This is a genomic window from Virgifigura deserti, assembly GCA_003576685.1.
GTDB lineage: Bacteria > Pseudomonadota > Alphaproteobacteria > Dongiales > Dongiaceae > Virgifigura > Virgifigura deserti.
Window position 1 is genome coordinate 104,669 of the sequence record QOZR01000003.1, and the last position, 16,183, is coordinate 120,851.

15 protein-coding genes are annotated in these 16,183 nt (G+C 64.8%); 3 read left to right on the forward strand and 12 right to left on the reverse strand.

Annotation, left to right across the window (positions count from 1 at the left end; all coding sequences use genetic code 11):
• Positions 1-19 precede the first annotated feature (19 nt).
• Positions 20-514 carry a c-type cytochrome gene (locus DT069_RS06100; protein ID WP_119459409.1) on the reverse strand — a complete coding sequence of 165 codons (495 nt, stop codon included), beginning with the start codon at positions 512-514 and terminating at the stop codon, positions 20-22.
• 200 nt (positions 515-714) lie between these two features.
• On the opposite strand from DT069_RS06100, the gene DT069_RS06105 reads away from it, so the two are divergent.
• Positions 715-1,737, forward strand: a complete 1,023-nt coding sequence (locus DT069_RS06105) for an isopenicillin N synthase family dioxygenase (RefSeq protein ID WP_119459410.1) — start codon at positions 715-717, stop codon at positions 1,735-1,737.
• 39 nt (positions 1,738-1,776) lie between these two features.
• Positions 1,777-2,460 carry an endonuclease III domain-containing protein gene (locus DT069_RS06110; protein WP_119459411.1) on the forward strand — a complete coding sequence of 228 codons (684 nt, stop codon included), beginning with the start codon at positions 1,777-1,779 and terminating at the stop codon, positions 2,458-2,460.
• Positions 2,461-2,467: 7 nt separating this feature from the next.
• Here DT069_RS06110 and DT069_RS06115 read toward each other — a convergent pair whose 3' ends face one another.
• From DT069_RS06115 to DT069_RS06125, 3 genes are all read right to left on the reverse strand, one after another.
• Positions 2,468-3,748, reverse strand: a complete 1,281-nt coding sequence (locus DT069_RS06115) for a sn-glycerol-1-phosphate dehydrogenase (RefSeq protein WP_119459412.1) — start codon at positions 3,746-3,748, stop codon at positions 2,468-2,470.
• A 51-nt stretch (positions 3,749-3,799) separates the two neighbouring features.
• Positions 3,800-4,468, reverse strand: coding sequence for a hypothetical protein (locus DT069_RS06120; RefSeq protein WP_119459413.1), 669 nt, complete (start codon positions 4,466-4,468; stop codon positions 3,800-3,802).
• Positions 4,469-4,627: 159 nt separating this feature from the next.
• On the reverse strand, positions 4,628-4,825 hold the full coding sequence (locus DT069_RS06125) for a hypothetical protein (RefSeq protein ID WP_119459414.1): 198 nt from the start codon (positions 4,823-4,825) through the stop codon (positions 4,628-4,630).
• Between the two features lie 189 nt (positions 4,826-5,014).
• Between DT069_RS06125 and DT069_RS06130 the strand changes: the two genes are divergently transcribed.
• Positions 5,015-5,776 (forward strand): PRC-barrel domain-containing protein, encoded by a 762-nt coding sequence (locus DT069_RS06130; protein ID WP_425450043.1) that lies wholly within the window; start codon positions 5,015-5,017, stop codon positions 5,774-5,776.
• 15 nt (positions 5,777-5,791) lie between these two features.
• Here the strand turns inward: DT069_RS06130 and DT069_RS06135 are convergent, their stop codons facing one another.
• The 8 genes from DT069_RS06135 to DT069_RS06170 form a co-directional block, all read right to left on the reverse strand.
• Positions 5,792-6,256 (reverse strand): YbhB/YbcL family Raf kinase inhibitor-like protein, encoded by a 465-nt coding sequence (locus DT069_RS06135; RefSeq protein ID WP_119459415.1) that lies wholly within the window; start codon positions 6,254-6,256, stop codon positions 5,792-5,794.
• Positions 6,257-6,391: 135 nt separating this feature from the next.
• On the reverse strand, positions 6,392-7,531 hold the full coding sequence (locus tag DT069_RS06140) for a DUF1513 domain-containing protein (RefSeq protein ID WP_119459416.1): 1,140 nt from the start codon (positions 7,529-7,531) through the stop codon (positions 6,392-6,394).
• Between the two features lie 17 nt (positions 7,532-7,548).
• Positions 7,549-8,703, reverse strand: coding sequence for an imelysin family protein (locus DT069_RS06145; protein ID WP_119459417.1), 1,155 nt, complete (start codon positions 8,701-8,703; stop codon positions 7,549-7,551).
• Between the two features lie 12 nt (positions 8,704-8,715).
• Entirely contained in the window at positions 8,716-10,215 is a 1,500-nt protein-coding gene (locus DT069_RS06150; RefSeq protein ID WP_119459418.1) for a di-heme oxidoreductase family protein, read from the reverse strand.
• 76 nt (positions 10,216-10,291) lie between these two features.
• Positions 10,292-11,545 carry an imelysin family protein gene (locus DT069_RS06155; RefSeq protein ID WP_425450044.1) on the reverse strand — a complete coding sequence of 418 codons (1,254 nt, stop codon included), beginning with the start codon at positions 11,543-11,545 and terminating at the stop codon, positions 10,292-10,294.
• A gap of 184 nt (positions 11,546-11,729) precedes the next feature.
• Complete coding sequence (locus DT069_RS06160) at positions 11,730-12,161, reverse strand: PPC domain-containing DNA-binding protein (RefSeq protein WP_119459420.1); 432 nt, start codon at positions 12,159-12,161, stop codon at positions 11,730-11,732.
• The gene (locus DT069_RS06165; protein ID WP_119459421.1) at positions 12,158-15,094 is read right to left on the reverse strand and encodes an FAD-binding and (Fe-S)-binding domain-containing protein; all 2,937 of its coding nucleotides are present in this window, start codon (positions 15,092-15,094) and stop codon (positions 12,158-12,160) included. The genes DT069_RS06160 and DT069_RS06165 overlap by 4 nt, the downstream gene beginning before the upstream one ends.
• Positions 15,084-16,163: an enolase C-terminal domain-like protein gene (locus tag DT069_RS06170; protein WP_119459422.1), complete on the reverse strand. Its 1,080-nt coding sequence runs from the start codon at positions 16,161-16,163 to the stop codon at positions 15,084-15,086. The genes DT069_RS06165 and DT069_RS06170 overlap by 11 nt, the downstream gene beginning before the upstream one ends.
• Positions 16,164-16,183: the final 20 nt, after the last annotated feature.

The window sequence follows — 16,183 nt, forward strand, 5'->3', positions numbered from 1 at the left end:
CAGAGCCCGGCCTCGCTCGTCACTTCGGCATCACAACCGTGAAGTAGGGCGCCGGAGCTTTCTCGCCCGGTCCGATAGGCGGCAGTATGGTCGAGCGCGTCGGCGGAAGGCTTTTCAGATAGGTGGCGAGCGCCTGGGCATCGGCGTCCGTCAGTGCGGCATAGGAGCGCCAGGGCATCGCCGGCGCCAACTCACGCCCGTCCGGCCGTACTCCTGCCCGGATTGCTGTGACGATATCTTCCTCGCTCCACTCGCCAAGGCCGGTTTCCGAGTCGGGCGTCAGGTTCGGCGGGTAGAAGATCCCGAGCCCCGGGACCTCGAACCCGATATCCGATCCTGCAAGGTGCAGCGCTGGATTGGGTTTCCCAATCAGCGCTCCGCTCGTGTGACAGCCGACGCAATCCATGATTCGCGTAAGATATTCACCACGTTTAACCCCGTCCTCCGCGCCGGCCGGCAGCGCACAGGACAGCACGAACCCGAGGCTCAAAACCACGGAAGCAATCGACCTCATCTCCAAGCTCTCCTTCAGGGGACCGATCGTGAGCGCGGCAATCTATATAGACCGCGCAACTCGAATCATATCCGATTCACCAACGGACCGTTACCAGCTTGTTGGTTGCGGGCTCGACCGTTCCGCTTAGGGCAGAACGTGGACGGGGTATCTCAAACGCTCTAAGGTGGCGCGTACCTTGACTGAAGGAAGGCTCCACCTTGACGGGAGACTTTACCTCCATACCGGTGGTCGATATCGCACCGCTTTATGACGGCGACGGCACATCCAGGCACACGGTCGACGAGGCCATCGGCGGCGCTTGCTGTGACATCGGCTTCTTCGTCGTGACGGGACAGAGTTCGGCTGCGCGACTGGACGAGACCCGCCGATCCCGCCTTCTCGCCTTCCTCGACTGCACGCGAGAGGTCAAGTGGCCGATCGCCCGTCGAAAATACGAGCCGTCGAACCGTAATATTTATCGCGGCTACTTTCCGGCGATTGACGGCGTCCTCGCTTACAAGGAAGGCATCGATATCGGGCCCGAGCTGACGCCCAGCGATCCCCGCCTTTCACTCGGACATCCGCTTCTCGAAACCAATCTCTGGCCGCCCGAGGCCGTCGTTCCCGGCTGGCGTTCGGCAATCCTCGATTATTATGCGGCCATGGAGGAGCTGGGCTTCCAGCTCCTCCATGCGATCGCGCGCTTCCTAGCCCTGCCCGACGACTGGTTCGACGACAAGTTCCGCGGCGGCAATTCCACGCTGAGACTGCTGCGCTATCCGGTGCGAACGGCGGCATCCGTCGCCGGCATCGAGGAGAAGATCCTTCGTCTGCATGACGGCAAACGCTACGAGATCATGACGGCGGAACACTGCGACTCGGGCTGTTTGACGCTGCTGCACCAGGACGGCGTCGGCGGCCTTCAGGCCCGTAACCGCCAGGGCGACTGGATCGACGTGCCAGCCATCGATGGTAGCGTCGTGGTCAATCTAGGCGATCTGATGCAGCGTTGGACCAACGACCTTTTTCGCGCGACGGAGCATCGCGTGCTGGGCTCCGGCCAAGTCCGGGAATCGGTTCCGTTTTTCTTCGAACCGGCAGTCGATGCGGTAATCGCCGCCCCGCCCGGCTTCGCGGAGCGAGGGCCGGGCTATCCCCCGATCGCCTATGGCGACTATCTGATCGAGAAGGTGCAGCGCTTCCCCGAATTCAGCAACTTCCTACCCGCTCTCGGCAACTAAAACGATTGCTGTGTTCTTAATTTGTTCTTATTTTGAGACGTGCAACTCGCCCTTCCTTTCTCGCTTTCCCGGCCGGTCGTCGAGATCCATCACCGGCTACTGGCCGCCTACGGGCCGCCTCCGGAGTGGGTCCGGCTCGATCCCGTCAGCCAACTGATTCTATCGCTCTTGGGGTCGCGGACACGGGGCGACATCTCGAAGATGGTCTTCAATGCGCTTTGCGAGCGTTTCAGTGATTGGGAGAGCCTGCGCGATGCCCCGCTTGCCGCGATGGAACCGCTTCTCCGCCCTGTCACTTTCGCCGAGAAGAAGGTGGTGTGGCTGCCGGCGGCGCTTCGGTCGATTACGACCCGCCGAGGCAGGCTCGACCTGATTTTTCTGGTCGACTGGCCGGTCGAGGCGGCCCGCGGCTGGCTCGAGACGCTGCCCGGCATCGGTCCGAAGGTCAGCGCGGCCATCGTGAATTTCAGCACCTTGCGGATGCGTGCCCTCGTCGTCGACACCCATCACCTCCGGGTGGCGAAACGGCTGAACCTTCTTCCGCCCGCGACCGACGCCGCCGTCGCCCACCGGCTGCTGATGCGCCAGCTTCCGACCGATTGGACGGCCGACGATCTGGACATGCATCACACGCTGATGAAACTGCATGGCCGGAGGCTTTGCCGCCATGCCGCGCCGATCTGCTCACCCTGTCCGCTGAGAGATCTTTGCGCCGCGCGATGATTCCCCGTTAAAGGACGCCAGCGTCCACGGCCAGGTCGAGGAAGGTATATCGCCCGCGGAGTTCCCGGGCGTGCCGCACGGCGTTCCCGTAAAGATCCGGGGGCCATCCCAGGGCCTCCGGCGTCGTTGGACAGTTCGCCATCATCAACGTCGCCTCCAACTCGGCCACTGGCCGCAGGATCGCCAGAATTTCCTGGCGAATCCCCGACCAATCCCGCACCAGACGTGCATTCAGCTGCGCGGCCCGCCCGTCATCGAGCCGCTTCGGCGCGAATTCGCGCCAACATTCCTCGCCGCGCTCCGATCCGAAATGATCGATCACCGACTGGCGGTCGATCGCCGTCGCGCTTAGCTGCGGCGGCTGATCCGCCAGCATGCGGTGCTGCAGGGCGGCCATGGTCAATGTCGTGACGCCGATCTGTTCGCCATGGAAGGTCTTCGGACAGGTCTCGTCCGCCATCATATCGACATAGTGGCTAATGAGATGCTCGCCCTGGCTGGCCGGATGGCTGCCGCCGCAGATGGTCATGCCGAAGCCCGACAGCACGAGCGTGCGCGCGAGACATCGCATGGCGGTCAGGTCGCCCGTCACCAGGGCCGCGGCGGAGCCAAACAAATCGGCCTCATCCTCGGCCAGCAGCGCGAACGGCGCACTGCGGTAAGGCTGGTCGAACAGCAGATGCGCCATTAGCCAGTCCGCCTGCGCCGTCGTGCGGCACAGGCTGTCGCCGAGGCCCGATCGGATCATCCGCTTGGGCGCGGCGGCGAGCACCGTCAGGTCGAGGAACACGCCGACCGGCGCCTTGGCCGCGAGCGATTTCTTCACCGCGTTGTCGGTGATTGCCGCACTAATCGACGTGTAGCCGTTCATCGACGGGGCGGTCCCGAACACAATATAGGGCTTGCCGAGCTGCGCGGCGGCAAGCTTGCAGAGATCGTTGATCGTGCCCGAGCCGACAGCAACCAGCGCGTCGACGGAACGGGCAGTCTCGCGCACCATCGCCGTCGTCTCCATGTCGGCATGCGGCTCCGGCGACAGGATGATCGGCGATACGCTGCCGATCTTGGCGAGAGCGTCAGCGACGCGCCCGCCCAGTACCGCCTGGGTTCGCGGATCGGCCACGACAGCGACGCGGCGGCCGAGTGCGAGCGGCGCGACCAGATCCGCCTCCGCCCCGGCGAGCGACTCGGCGATCACGACGGAGCGCGTCGGCACCGACAGCATGGCCGCCACATCGGGATCCGCGAAAGTGCCGCTGAGCAGACGCTCGAGCGCATTGATGGTCATGCAAGGGCTCCTCAGCTCACCGGAACTATTTGGTCAGCGAGAGTGATCCGCTCATGCGCAGGCGTCGAGCACGTCCTTGAGCTGCGACTGAATGCATCCCTTGCGCGGCGAGAAGGAGCCGTCGAAGACCGCCGTGCCTATCGTGAAGGCATCGGCGCCCGCGACGGCGATCTCGCGGATGCGCGCGGTCGAGTTCACGCTGCCGGCGACGATCAGCGGCGCATCGCCGAGGGCGGCGCGGGCGGCGCGGATCAGGTCGAGCGGATCGGCTTCGGTCGCCCGGAACGCTAGAAGGTCGACGCCGCGGCAGCCGACCGCGAGGAAGCGCCGGCAATGCTCGGCGACGACCGCCGGCGTCCCGCCAAGGCGCGTCGGATGGCCGGTCGGCAGGCCGGGGAACGGATAGTATTCGGTGCCGCTCCCGGCCATGACATCCAGCACCGGACCCGCATCGGTTCCCCCCAGCAGCCGGTCGACGCCGATCTCGGCCGCCGTCCGCGCCGAGCGCAGGCAGGCTTCGGAACTCTCACTTACGACTTCCATATAGCTGGCCGCGCCGGACGCCTTGATCCGCCGATTGAGCTGCCGCAGCGTATCGACGTCGACACCGATATCCTTGAACCCGATATGCCGAAGCTTCAGCGGCTCGATAAGGTCCATGAGCTCGATGCAGTCCTCTACCGTCCGATCATGGCGCGTCAACATGAAGATGAAGTCCATGATCGTGCTCTCGCTAGCGGCGCTCCGGCTCTAGGACATATTGTTCCGATTATCTGCAGATATGCTGTATAGGCAACATGCACTGTCGCGATCGCACCAAGAGTCATACTCGTAAGCTGAGCCGTCACCTCGACGCGGTAGTTTTCATCGGCCCGAACGTCACCAGACGGTGGCCGAAATCAGAGCGAGCAGCACGAAGCCAACCAGCCCGGCGATGAAGATGGCCCGGCGGCGCGGCGTGTTGAGCACGATGCGGCCCTGCCTGGCTCGCTCACCTGAATAAGTGGGGGCAGTCTGATCGGGCGGATCAACGCGCGTCCCATCGGTCTTTCTGGTCTGCGTCTCGTCATGCGTCATCGGTCAAATGGCCTCGATCAAATTCGGCTGACGGTCCGACCCCGCCCAATGGGGATGTGGGACGGATATCGGACAGAACACCGAATTGCCGCGATCGTTGCCTGACTCGGCCGGAATCGTTCGGCTGGAACCCCGCCCCCCTTTCGCCCGTTCTGTGAGTATCGGCCGTAACGGGGCAAGGCGAAACGCATGCTGTGGTGGGCATCCGAGATGACAGGCTATGGAATCCTGACGACCGACGGGTCGATCGGCAGCATCGACGATCTGCTGTTCGAGGACGAGAGCTGGGCGATACGCTGGGCGGTGATAGATACCGGAACCTGGCTTTCCGGTCGCAAGGTGCTGTTGCCGCCCTCCTGCTTCGGCCGCGCGGCTACCGGATTGCAGCATTTTCCCGTCGAACTAACCCGACAGCAGATCAAGGACAGCCCCGACGTCGACACCGATCGACCCGTGTCGCGTCAGACGGAGTTCGACCTGTTCGGTCATTACGGCTGGGCGCCCTATTGGGCGGCCGGATACGTGCCGCCCGCGGGCATGACGGGCGGTGCGACACCGCCCGCCGGCGTCGCCGTCCCCGGCATCGGTCGCAGCTACGACGCCCCCGAGCCGAGCGGCGATCCGCATCTGCACAGCGCAAAGGAGATCGCGGGCTACCGCATCCACGCGACCGACGGTGAGATCGGTCATGTCGAGGATGTTCTCGTCGACGACGAGAACTGGATCGTCCGCTATGCGATCGTCGATACGAGGAACTGGTGGCCCGGCCGAAAGGTCCTGATCTCACCGCAATGGATCAGGGAAGTGAACTGGGAAGACCGGCTGCTGCAGGTCGACCTTACGCGCCAGGCGGTCAAGGACAGCCCGGAATACGACCCGTCCATGACCATCGACCGCGCCTATGAGGAGCGCCTTCACCGCTATTACGATCGCCCGCGCTACTGGGTCTGACGCGCATCCCCGACGTCAGCGGGAATAGGTACCGACAAGTTCTGCCTGATCGATGATATGGGGCTGTGCGGCGTCCCAAACGTCGGTCACCTTCGGCGCGTTCGGCACCGTTAATGTCTCCACCTTCAGAGCCGCCAGCCGGAAATGGTAATGATGCGTGCCGTGACCCTTCGGTGGACAGGGCCCGCCATAATGCGGATCGCCGAAATCGTTGATCCCGTAACCCAGGCTCTCCGTCTTCACCCCCGCCCCCACGCCCTCGGGTAAGAGCGTCCGTCCGCCCGCGATGTTATAGACGGCCCAATGCCGGAACATGCCTGAGGGCGCGTCGGGATCCTCGAGAATCAGTACGAAGCTACGGGTCTCCGCCGGGGCGCCCGACCATTCCAGGGGCGGCGAGATGTTTTCCCCGTCGCAGGTGTAGTTGGTCGGGATTGCCGAACCGTCCTCGAACGCCGGACTGTTCATGATGAAAGGCATCTCGGCCCCTCCTTCGCGACGTCAACGCGTCTCGTTCTTTCAGGGTTTACCCGGTGCGTGCACTTGATCGCCACAACACCGGACGCCCGAACGAGTTCCGCGTTGGACCAAGGATTGTCAGCCGATCGCCTCCCGTCATCCAGCCAAGCTGGCAAGGAAGAGGTGATTGTCCCAATGGTCTCCCGGATCGAGGTGCGGTGCGGTGACCCGCCTCTCGCCGGTGTGCGGGTCGACGAGGAACGCGCCGCCGAGCCCGCTGGTGACGACGAAGGTGGCGGGAGCCGGTCCCGGCGCGATGCCGCAGCCATCGGAAATCTCGGCGGTGCTGAGCAGCCGGCCGGAGGCGAGATCCCAGAACACGGCCAGCCCTCCCCTCGGCGCCGAGACACCGAGAACGGCACCGCTGGAATCGACCGCTGCGCTCCCGCAGTAGTTCCGCATCTCGCGCGTCACATCGGAAGGTGCCGCAAGCAACTCGATCTTGCCCGCTCCGCGATGCACTCCGACCAGCGGAACCAGATCGCCGGAGGGACCCTGATACTGCATGGCGATGGCCACGGCATCGTTCCGACCGACAGCAAGGTGGCGGATGCTGAGCTGGTGCATCTCGCGAGGCAACCGAGCCTCGGCGAGCGGGCTGCCCGTGCGCGCATCGAGATAGGCAAGCGAGGGCGCCATGGTGGCGAGGTTGAGCTTCGCGCGGGGGGCGTCCGGATGAGTGAGGATACCGCCATTGGCAACCACGAGCGTGGTGCCGTCGCCCAGAAGGCGGATGTCGTGCGGCCCGACACCATGAGACCGGTACTCGCCGATGCGTCGATAGCTGTCGCGGGCGTCATAGAGCCCGATCACCCCCTGCCCGGCAGCGTAATCATTCTCGGTCGCGAAGAGCAGGGCGCCGTCCGCCGAGAAGACCCCATGACCGTAGAAGTGCCGGCCCGAAGCACTGTCGATCCGCGCAAGAACCTCACCGGCGGTCAGGTCGATCGCGAGCGCGAATCTGCCGGGCCGGCGTGCGAAAATCACCGCCTCGGCCTTGCGCGGATGCGGAGCGACGGCGTGACCTCGCGTCGGCAAGGGAAGCGCGAAGGCTTCATTGCCCGCCGAATCGAAACCGCTGACGAAGAAGCGATCGGACGCATCCGCCTTCGCGCTGAGAAAGAGCCTCTCCACAGACTCTTCTGCCGGTTTTTCCGCCAGTTTCTCCGCTTGGGCCGCCGCATGCGGAAGCAGCGCCCCGACCGCGAGTCCCGAAAGAAAGGCTCTTCGATCCATAGCGGCACCTACCCTTCTCAATCACCATCAAGGGAGTTGAAGCCCATCGGAATGTCGATCGCTGCGGCGAGCCGGTCGCCGATAAGCTGCTTCAGGGCCTTCGTCTCAATGGCCAGACGCTCGACCGCGGGCCGTTGGGCCGGATCGGTGATGGCGACATCCAAAGGCACGTCTATTCCTCGCGCCGTGGCGAGCGTCTGGTCGAACGCGCGGCGCAGGAGATCGTCGAGTTCCGGATCGCCGGCGACCTCGCGCAGGAAGGCGCTGAACCCGAAGCCGCCCTCGCCGAGATAGAGCTGCTGCGCCGCAACTAGATTGAGGCGGATATTCCGCAACGACCGCTCGCTGCGCCAAGATTCGGCAAGACGCGGCCTCGCATCCTCCGCTGACTCGCCGAGCGGGGGCGCCAGCTTCCGGTCGGCGACGATCTCCATGCCGGCATGCAAGCTCTGAAATAGATCCAGAGTCGCTTCCTTGCCGTTGTGATAGTAGGGATTCTCCTCTCCGGGATGTCCGACAATTTCGGCATAGGCGACATCGCCACCGCGCCAGTCGCGAACGATATCCGCCGCCATCGTCTTCAAGTTCTCGGCGATCGCGGCGATCAGGTCGCAGCGATAGACGGCCTCCTCGCCCGAGGCGAGCAGCGCGTCGACCGCGCCGTCGCCGAACAGCAATCGCTCGAGCGCAGGAAAGCCCTGCACGGCCACGCTGCCGCGGATGAAGGCTTGGTGGATGATCGCCGACCGGTCGCGGGCAGCGATCAGTTCGCCCAGTTGCTTGCCGGCGGTGTTGCGCGGATCGGGCCAGAAGGCAAAGCGCGATGATCGCAGGAAGAGCTCGATCGGCCCGAACCGGATATGCTGAACACCCATCCAGGCATCCAGGCTCTCATGATAACCGGCCTGCAGAGCGTCGATGCCCGGCTGATCGGTTGCGGCACAGACCTCACCGGCAGTGACGGCAAGCTGGTCGGTGACATCAGCTAGCCGCTCGTATCGGGGAATCACGTGATGGGCGACTAGCGCGACATTGAGGCGGCGGTAATCCGACTCGCGGTCATCGGCCAGTGCCGAGAATGCGGCAAGGCAGCCGGTGACCGCCACCATCGCTCCGATGCCGAACTGGAGCAGGCCGCGACGAGCAAGTCTGGGAGACGAGAGATTAGACATGGCGATCCCGGTTCAGAGCGAGTTGAGGAAGGCGATAAGCGCATCCCGCTGCGCCTCGGTCATCTCCACGATGCGCTTCCTGGCGGCCTCCGCCTCGCCGCCATGCCACAGAATCGCTTCCAGAAGATTCCGGGCGCGGCCGTCATGCAGGAACAAGGTGTGGCCGTTCACCACTTCGGTCAGCCCGATGCCCCAAAGCGGCGGCGTGCGCCACTCGCGCCCGGTCGCGTTGCCGTCGGGCCGGCCGTCCGCCAGCCCTTCGCCCATGTCATGCAGCAGGAGATCCGTGTAGGGCCAGATAAGCTGGAACGACTGCTCCGGGTGGGCCTCGTCACGACGCGTCACATATTTCGGCCGATGGCAGGTAATGCAACCGCTCTCATAGAACAGCCGCTTGCCGGCGAGGATATCCGGATCGTCGAGATCGCGGCGCGCCGGGACCGCCAGGTTCCGGGAATAGAAGACCACAAGGTCCATCATCTCCGGGGCCACTTCCAGATCGCCATATTGCGGATCCACCCCGTTCGGCGCCGCAAGGCAATCGGGTTGCCGGTCGGTGCAATCGCCGGCCGGCGTCGGTGTAAGGTCCGATGAGAGGCCGATGTCCCCAGCAAAGGCGTGGGCGGTCTGCTGCCGGATTGTCGGCTCGCCGGCCTTCCAGCCGAAGCGGCCCAGCCTCACCTCGCCATGCGCTTCGCTCCAAACCCGGTTGGGCTTTCCGGAGATGCCGTCGCCGTTTGCGTCGTCGGGGTCGGCCCCTGCCAGGATATCGGACTCGTCAATCATTTCCAGAAGACCGAGCCCGATCATCGGGGGAGCGATCCGGGCAGAGAGCATCACCTCCGGATTCATCGGGCCGTAATTGAGATCCGTGACGCGATAGGTCGGGTTGCGGAGATGCACGACCGTGCCGTCGGCCAGCTCGACCGGGATCTCCTCATACTCGATCCGCAGGCGGCCTTCGGCGAGATGCCCCTGAATCGAAAGATCCTGAAGCTGGGTGCCGTAGGTCGGCTCCGGAATGACGGATTGCCGAAGGCTTGCGAGAGCCTCGCGCTGCGCATCGTCCTGCGGCGGGACGCTGAGCCGCAGCAGCATTGAGCCCCCGGCGTCCTCGCTGGTCGCCGGCGGATGGCCGCGCCCGTCCTTGAGATGGCAGCTCTGGCAGGCCCGCGCGTTGAACAACGGCCCCAGCCCATCGGACGATGCCGTCGATGCCGGCGCCGACACCCAGATCTTCCGAAAAATGCCGTTGCCAACCTTGAAGTCGAGCTCACGCTCGAAGCTCATATTGGCGGACGCATGGGAGAAGGCGTCCCGATTGACCGTTTCGAACGAGGTCGCCGCCCCGCCGGGACGAAGCTCGTACGGCTCGGATCGGGAGAAATCGTCTGTCGGCTGGGTAACGGCAGCGATTCGCGCCGCCTCGTCCACCGCCTTGTCCTGGCCGGCAAGCACGGTCCCGAGCACCGACACCAGGGCGAAGGATATGAGGGGAAGCAGTTTCCACATCGGTAGATTGTCCGGCCGCGCTGGCGGGAGGCGGGAGCAACGGACCCTGCCCGCTGCCCCCGCGCCCCACAGCGGCTTACTCGAACACCGCAGCCGGGTTGTCCAGGCTGTCGGAGCCTTCGAACGCGATCGGTTGCAGTTCGAGCGTGGCGACCACGCGCTCGATGCTCTTGGTCTGGTTGGTCAGCGCGTCGATCGCCGCCTGGACGACGGCGTTGCCCTTCGGATTGTCCGGGCCGATCATCTGGTCATAGGCCTCGCCGCCCTCGGCCCGCTCGACAATGGCTTCCATGGCGGCAAGCGTCGCTTCCAGCTTGGCCTTTATCTCGGCGTCCACATCAGGCGCGGTTTCGGCGACGAAATCGGAGAGGCTGGGCCCCGAGACCTCGCTGCCGTCGATCCGCTCGTACTCGCCCAAATAGACATTCTGGATTCCGACGGCATCGTAGTAGTGCGAGTAGTGGGTGTTGTCGGAGAAGCAGTCATGCTCCTCCTCCGGATCGTGCAGCATCAGGCCGAGCTGCATGCGCTCACCGGCCAGCTCGCCGTAGGAGAGGCTCCCCATGCCGGTCAGGATCGTGGTCAAGCCGGCATCCGGGTCGCCCGACAGCAGCTCATCGCGCGCCGCGCCACCGGACGCCCATTGCTCGGCCATCCAGGTCAGATCGTCGATCAGGAGATCGGTGGCGACCGCGAGATATTCGGCACGCCGTTCGCAGCTTCCGCCGGTGCAGTTCGCCGGATCGAAATCGCTCGCCGACCGTGCGCCGGCGCCAGGGCCGGTCCCGTTCAGATCTTGGCCCCAGAGCAGGAACTCGATGGCGTGGTAACCGGTGGCGACGTTGGCTTCGACCCCGCCGACTTCCTGGAGGGTGTCGGCGAGCAGCGCCTTCGTGATCTCCGACGTGTCGATGACCTCGCCGCCGAATTTGACGGCTTCGTTGGCGACGACGTTGGCCGTATAGAGCTGGTTCTGGTCCGACTCGGAACCATAGGAGGCGTCGACATAGTCGATCAGCCCCTCGTCCAGCGGCCAGGCATTCACCTTGCCCTCCCAGTCGTCGACGATCGCGTTGCCGAAGCGATAGACTTCCGTCTGCTGATAGGGCACGCGGGCCGCCAGCCAGGCCTCGCGCGCCGCCTGAAGCGACTGTTCCGTCGGCTCGGCGATCAGGGCGTCCACCGCCTGCTGCAGCGCCTTCGCACGAATCAGGGAGTCCTCATATTTGGCCTGCGCGATGTCGGCATAGGTTTCGATGATCGCCCGCTTGTCGGGCGCCGCCTGCGCCAGCGTGACGGAAACCGCGAACGCGCCGGTCGCTGCCGCCATCAAGAGCCTGTATCCCATTGATTTTCTGCCCCTCTCCTATCGATTTCTCGGTCCGGCAGCCCGAGCGCCGGCACCTAAGACCGCGACCATACCGCAACCGAGTTTGCGAGTCATTCGCATTCTTAGAATAGGGAGGACGCGCCCCGGTCACGGGCGGGCACATGGTTAATGGAAATGAGGCAAGCTAAAGACGAATCAGCGCGAGTCCGGTCTTTTCATCGGTCCGGCGCCGCAGATGCGCCGGAGATTCTGTGACGATGATTTCCAGCGTCGGGCGAACATGCGCTTCGAGCAGATGGCCGCCGTATGCGCGCCCTTCCGAGTTGGCGACGACGACATGCGGATGCAGTTTCGGCTCGTCGCCTTTCAAGGCGATGTTGCCGACCAGACTCACCACCTCCACCTGCTCCTGGATCGGGATCCGCTTATAGTCCTTCCTCTGCCAGTCGAAGAAGCCAAGGACGACGTCGCTGAAGGCGCCGAGGCCGGTGAATGCCGCAGCACTCAGCGCCTGCTCCTTGGTGAAGGTGTCGAGGTTCTCCAGCACCTCATCGCCCGTATCGAAGACAACGGCGAAGGTTCGTTGCGTACCGCCGTCAATCTGTTTCGCCTTCATCGCTGATTCTCCCGCGGCTGACCCTCTCCGGCGTGACGAAGCGCCATCTGCAGCACTTCGGCGGAATGGAGCGCCTGCCGCCCCGTGCATTGGTCGATCTGCTCGCGACAGCTATAGCCGTTGGTGATGACGAGGCAGTCGCCGTCGGCGGCACGGACCACTGGAAGCAGCATGCGCTCTCCCGCCTTCATCGAAACGTCGTAGTGATCCGCTTCGAATCCGAATGAACCCGCCATGCCGCAGCATCCGGACTCCAGCACCGCGTAATCGAGGCCGAGCTTGGAAAGCATTCTCTTCTCGTCAGCCATGCCGAGAACAGAATGCTGGTTGCAATGCGCATGCACCAACGCCTTCCGCTCGAGCTTCGGCGGCTCGTAGCCGACCTCCCGCTCGAGGAACTCGCTGAGCATAAAGCTCTGCGCGCACAGCCTCTTCGCCCGATCGTCCCGTGGAAACAGGTTGGGCAGTTCGTCCCTGAAAGTGGTGAGACAGGCTGGCTCCAGCCCAATCACGGGCACGCCCTGGTCGATCTCGCCCCCCAACCCGTCCAGGATCCTGCGCAGCTCTTTCTGCGCGAGCCCCAGCATGCCCCAGCCATAGAGAGGTCGACCGCAGCAGAGAGACTGTTCGGGCAGCACGACCTCGCAGCCCGCCGCCTCCAGGACTTCCACAGCGGCGGCCCCCACCTCCGGGTGAAAATGGTTGTTGAAGGTGTCCGGCCACAGGATGACCCGGCGTCTGCCGTTCCCGCGCGATCCGCGCTGTCGATACCACTCCTTGAACGTCTGCCTGGCGAAGCGGGGCATCCGTCGTTGCGGCGCAATGCCCCCGGCTGCCTTTGCCAATCCGCTGAACGGCGACGCCTGCAAGACGGCATTGGCAAAACCCGGCATATGTGAAGCCACCCGCGACCACCAGTAGATCAGGCCCATCGAATAGGCGGTGCGCGGACGCAAGCGCCCCTTGTAGTAGTGGGAGAAGAACTCCGCCTTGTAGGTCGCCATGTCCACATTGACGGGACAATCACCCTTGCAGCCCTTGCAGGCGAGGCACAGGTCGAGGGCCTCGCGGACGGCGTCGCTGCGCCACCCTTCGTCGAGCGGCCCGCCCCGCACCATCTCGAACAGCAGGCGCGCGCGCCCGCGCGTGGAGTGCATCTCCTCCCCGGTTACCATGTAGCTGGGGCACATGACATTGCCGGACATGCGGCGGCATTTGCCGACTCCGACGCAGCGCTCCGCGGCATGCGCGAAGCTTCCCTGGTCCTCCGGGTAGGAGAAGGTCGTCTGGAGATCCCGTGGATGATAGCCCGCGACGCGCAGGTTCGCGGTGATGGGATAGGGATCGACCAGCTTCCCCGGGTTCATCTTCCAGTCGGGATCCCAGATGGCCTTGAACTCGCGGAACGCCTCGATCAGCTCCGCGCCGAACATCTTCGGCAGCAGCGCGGCTCTCGCCTGCCCGTCGCCATGCTCGCCGGAGAAGGAGCCGCCATATTTCAGCACCAGATCCGCGGCATCGTCCAGGAAAGCACGAAACCTATCGATGCCCTGCTGGGTGCGGAGATCGAAGTTGATCCGGCAGTGGATGCAGCCATCACCGAAGTGACCATAGAGCGAGCAGTTATAGTCATAGCGGTCGAGCAGCGCCCGGAAGTCCCGCAGATATGCCCCGACTTTGTCCGGCGGCACCGCAGCATCCTCCCAGCCCGGCCACGTATCGGGCAGCTCCTTGACATGCGCGGTGGCCCCCAAGCCGGATTCGCGGATTCCCCAGAGCTTTGCCTGCTGGCGCTTGTCCAGGAAGAGTTTCATACTCGGCGCGTCGTCATTCCGCTTCAGCGCCTCCATGAGGCTTTGCCCCTTGGCCTCGGCCTCATCGTCGTCCTCGCCGCCGATTTCGACATAGAGCCAGCCTCCGCCCGGCGGCAGCAACTCGACATCCTCGTCGTGCAAGCCCTTCTCGTGCATGTAGTGGAGAAGCCGATCGTCGATCGCCTCGAGACCGATCGGCTTGTGCTCGAGGATCTGCGGCACATGGTCCCCGGCCGTAAAGACATCCGGGTAACCGAGAATCAGTAGGGCCCGTCCGGGCGGGCTATGGACGAGGCGCAGACCGGCCTCCAGTACCAGCACGCAGATGCTCTCGCTGCCGACCAACGCGCGGGCGACGTTGAAGCCGTTCTCCGGCAACAGCGCCGGCAGGTTGAGGCCGGAGACCCGGCGCGGGATGTCGGGAAACCGCGACCGAATCTGGTCGGCGTATTTGTCGCGAAGGTCCTTCAGTCCCTTGTAGATCTGACCGCGACGCCCGCCCTCGCGGATGATCTGGTCGAGTTCCGCGTCGCTGGTCGGCCCGACCCGAAGCCGCAGCCCGTCATAGGTCAGGATCTCGAGCTCCTCGACATTGTCGGCCGTCCGGCCCGCCGTGACGGAATGCACGCCGCAGGAGTTGTTGCCGATCATGCCGCCCAGGGTATTGTGGTCGTGGGTGGCCGGGTCGGGCCCGAAGGTCAGGCGGTGTTCCTCGGCGCGGGCGCGGAGGTGATCGAGGACACAGCCGGGCTGCACCCGTGCGCGTTTCGCGGCCGTATCGATGTCGAGGATGCGGTTGAGATATTTCGACATGTCCAGCACGACCGCAGTGTTGCAGCACTGCCCCGCCAAACTGGTGCCGCCGCCCCGCGCCAGAATCGGGGCGCCATGTTCACGGCAGGCCGCGACGGTCGCCACCACATCCTCCACCGTCTTCGGGATGACGACGCCGATCGGCACCTGCCGGTAGTTCGAGGCGTCCGTGGCATAGAGCGCCCGGCTGCCGTCGTCGAACCGCACCTCTCCGGAAATCCTGCCCAGCAGCGTTGTGGCGAGAGCCTTGGCTGCGCTGCCGGAAAAGGACACATCCTTGAATTGGCGGGCCTCGTCAGGCGGCATAACGTGCGGCCTCCGCTTCGCGCAGCTCGAGACCCAGGCCAGGGCGCGATAGGTCCAGCCGGAGGACTCCCGCTTCCGGAATCGGTGCACCGTCGAAGAACATCCCCTCGATGCGAGCGTGGTCGTAGAAATATTCGATGTGGCGCACCGTCGGCAGGACGCAGCAGGGATGCAGATGCAGCGACGGCGCGGTATGCGCCGAGAGCGGCAGCCCGAACGCCTGCGTCAGCACGCCGGTCCGAAGGAAGCCGGTAATGCCGCAGCAGCGCGTCGCGTCCGCCTGCAGAACGTCCACCCCACCCGCCGCCAGTATCCGGAGAAAATAGCCAAGCTCGTAGCCATATTCGCCGGCGGCGATATCCATGCCGGCCGGCGCTCGGTCGCGCAGCAATCTCAGCCCGTCCAGATCGTCCGAGGACACCGGCTCCTCGAACCAGCTGACGCCGTACTCGGCGAACGCCTCGGCCTGGGCCAGAGCCTGCTTGCGGTCATAGGCGCCGTTGGCGTCGACGAACAGCGACGCGGCGTCACCGATCGCCTGACGGGCGACCCGGACACGTTCGACATCCTGATCCGGCTCCTGGCCGACCTTCATCTTCACCCGCGGAATGCCACGCTCCACCCAGCCGCCAAGCTGGTCGGTGAGGCGATCGAGCGGGTAGGAGGTGAAACCGCCGCTGCCATAGACCGGCACCGCATCGCGCACAGATCCCAGCAGCGTCGCCAGCGGCAGGTCGAGCAGCCTTGCCTTCAGATCCCAGAGGGCGCAATCGACGGCGGCAATCCCGGCGGCGCAAAGGCCGGCCCGACCCAGATTGCGCACCGAGCGGACCATCGCGTCCCACGCGCGCGGGACCGCCATGGGGTCCATGCCGATGACGAGGTCGGCCAGCCTTCCCTCGATCAGCCGCGCCACCGCCTGGTCCGCATAGCTGTAGCCAAGCCCTTGCTGCCCGTCGCCATCGACCCTCACGACGACGATGGTTGTCTCGTTCCACTCCAAGGTGCCGTCGGCTTCGGGAAAGTCGGTCGGCACGACGAAGGCGGAAACACGCAGCCTGTCGATCACGCGCTGCTCCTCCGGATGAG

Excerpts from the sequence above, each read along its gene's own strand:
- DT069_RS06125 (WP_119459414.1), bottom strand. The coding sequence starts at position 4,825 with ATGACGCATGACGAGACGCAGACCAGAAAGACCGATGGGACGCGCGTT.
- DT069_RS06160 (WP_119459420.1), bottom strand. The coding sequence starts at position 12,161 with ATGAAGGCGAAACAGATTGACGGCGGTACGCAACGAACCTTCGCCGTT.
- DT069_RS06165 (WP_119459421.1), bottom strand. The coding sequence starts at position 15,094 with ATGCCGCCTGACGAGGCCCGCCAATTCAAGGATGTGTCCTTTTCCGGC.
- DT069_RS06140 (WP_119459416.1), bottom strand. The coding sequence starts at position 7,531 with ATGGATCGAAGAGCCTTTCTTTCGGGACTCGCGGTCGGGGCGCTGCTT.
- DT069_RS06100 (WP_119459409.1), bottom strand. The coding sequence starts at position 514 with ATGAGGTCGATTGCTTCCGTGGTTTTGAGCCTCGGGTTCGTGCTGTCC.
- DT069_RS06120 (WP_119459413.1), bottom strand. The coding sequence starts at position 4,468 with ATGGACTTCATCTTCATGTTGACGCGCCATGATCGGACGGTAGAGGAC.
- DT069_RS06135 (WP_119459415.1), bottom strand. The coding sequence starts at position 6,256 with ATGCCTTTCATCATGAACAGTCCGGCGTTCGAGGACGGTTCGGCAATC.
- DT069_RS06155 (WP_425450044.1), bottom strand. The coding sequence starts at position 11,545 with ATGGCGGCAGCGACCGGCGCGTTCGCGGTTTCCGTCACGCTGGCGCAG.
- DT069_RS06145 (WP_119459417.1), bottom strand. The coding sequence starts at position 8,703 with ATGTCTAATCTCTCGTCTCCCAGACTTGCTCGTCGCGGCCTGCTCCAG.
- DT069_RS06130 (WP_425450043.1), top strand. The coding sequence starts at position 5,015 with ATGCTGTGGTGGGCATCCGAGATGACAGGCTATGGAATCCTGACGACC.
- DT069_RS06150 (WP_119459418.1), bottom strand. The coding sequence starts at position 10,215 with ATGTGGAAACTGCTTCCCCTCATATCCTTCGCCCTGGTGTCGGTGCTC.
- DT069_RS06115 (WP_119459412.1), bottom strand. The coding sequence starts at position 3,748 with ATGACCATCAATGCGCTCGAGCGTCTGCTCAGCGGCACTTTCGCGGAT.